This window comes from Melghiribacillus thermohalophilus (assembly GCF_004342905.1).
Classification (GTDB): Bacteria; Bacillota; Bacilli; order Bacillales; family Alkalibacillaceae; genus Melghiribacillus; species Melghiribacillus thermohalophilus.
In genome coordinates this window covers 1-1689 of the sequence record NZ_SMAN01000044.1, presented here as the reverse complement: position 1 = coordinate 1689, position 1689 = coordinate 1, and the positions used below count along the sequence as shown (strand labels likewise).

The window sequence follows — 1689 nt, the reverse complement described above, 5'->3', positions numbered from 1 at the left end:
CTTAAACGGCACAACTAACACAATAAATTAGTTGTGCCTTTTCCATTTCTCTTCAATAGTGTTTAAATATTCATTTGGCTCTTTTTTGAATCTTCTATGTTTTATATGCTCGCCAATACGTTGTTCCCATTTATTTGCTTCAGTTTTATATGCTGAATAATTAACATTTTTTATCATTTGTAGCCCTTCCTGATTACTAGAGACATTTTCTACAAATACAATGTTTTCACCGTGTCGGATAATATATCGATTCCAAGTCCGACTACCTGTGATTCTTCGGTGTTTTTGCTTTATTCTTCTAAAAAAGAGTTCTAAATCATTGTTCGTTCTCGGTATAAGTGGATAATCATAAAATGTGAAAAGTCCTTTCCAAAATCCTTTACTATACTTTAATAAGTTCTCTACAAACGGTTGATCTTCTTTCCGATTCAACTCTTTTTCCATTTGGTTTATGTATTGCTTTAATCTGCTTTCGACCCAAAAACTTGTTTTATTCTCAGAAGGCTCCATAATGGTAGCTATCCTTTTAAATCGTGTATCCCAACGTATTACGAGTTGATAATCTTCCTTATAGTTATCCACATTTCTGACTATTCTGAACAACTTTTCAAGTAGAGGAGTCCCCTTTTTTATCCAGGCATTTTTCAATCGAATCTTTAATCGCATTCGTTCGTTCAAAAACACAAGTGCCTGGTAATTCGAATGGTGGCTTACCATCTTCTAGAAGAACGGATCGAATAGCCGCAATATAGTCACTTGCTACCTCTTCTTCTATGTTTTTAGATGGAGAATTTTCAATTTTTCTTTCAACTTCCCTTATTCCCCTTAGCTTCTTTTTGATATTCGTTTTTAGTTTTCTATCTTTTTCAACTAATGGTTTGGCTATGTCTTTAAAGTAATGAAACTGACAATATTGATACGGAATATCTGGAGCTATTTGTTCAATTGCTAAACGAATGGATTGTTGCCCATCACTGATAAAACCTTGGATTGGATAACCCCAGTCTAAAATGGGTTGAATAATACCTATCAGTTCTTGAGAAGCACTGCTTTTTAAATTATGTGCAGCTAAAATAGTACCACTAAGAACTTCACGGATGACATACAATGTTTCGTTACCTTTTTCGGGTTGGACACCATCAATAGATAAAACAAGTCCTCCATGTTCTTTCACAATATTTTCTAATGTCTCTTTCATATTTTCTTTAACGCTTGCCCGCAATAATAACGCATATCTTTCATAAAGTTTCTGTACTTGCCTCTCAGAAATTTTCACTTCTTTTTCCGATAATATAGTAGCTATCTCAGATCGAGTCTTATGTTCTTTAAACCGTAAATATCCGATATATGCGATGACATCCATTCCATAAGTAATGTGCTTCATACTTAATTGTTCGGCTTCAGCTGAACGATATACTGTGTCATTAGAACAGGAGTTATTCTCACATCGGTATCCTAGATTTATGATTTTAAATTCACCTTTTAGGGTAGAAATTGTTTTTCTCCAAACAGGGTGACAGTATATTAATTTACCACCACATTCTGGACAATTAGTTATCTCGGGTCTAAAGTATTTTGATTCGATTGGATTTAATCTATTTTTGGTACGCATAAATAATCACCAACTTAAATAAATTTCAGGTCTATTATAACCTAAATTTAATGTTGGTGTTATTTATTCCGTCTAAG

General features: G+C 33.4%; 2 protein-coding genes. Both read right to left on the bottom strand.

All coding sequences use genetic code 11. From position 1 onward, the window contains the following. Nucleotides 1-27 precede the first annotated feature (27 nt). Nucleotides 28-582: a hypothetical protein gene (locus EDD68_RS15105; RefSeq protein WP_132373325.1), complete on the bottom strand. Its 555-nt coding sequence runs from the start codon at nt 580-582 to the stop codon at nt 28-30. Between the two features lie 25 nt (nt 583-607). Next, entirely contained in the window at nt 608-1612 is a 1005-nt protein-coding gene (locus tag EDD68_RS15100) for a transposase (RefSeq protein WP_132373323.1), read from the bottom strand. Between the last annotated feature and the right edge of the window lie 77 nt (nt 1613-1689).

Bases quoted from the DNA above. Each gene is read 5' to 3' on its own strand.
- EDD68_RS15100 (WP_132373323.1), bottom strand. From the start codon at position 1,612: ATGCGTACCAAAAATAGATTAAATCCAATCGAATCAAAATACTTTAGA.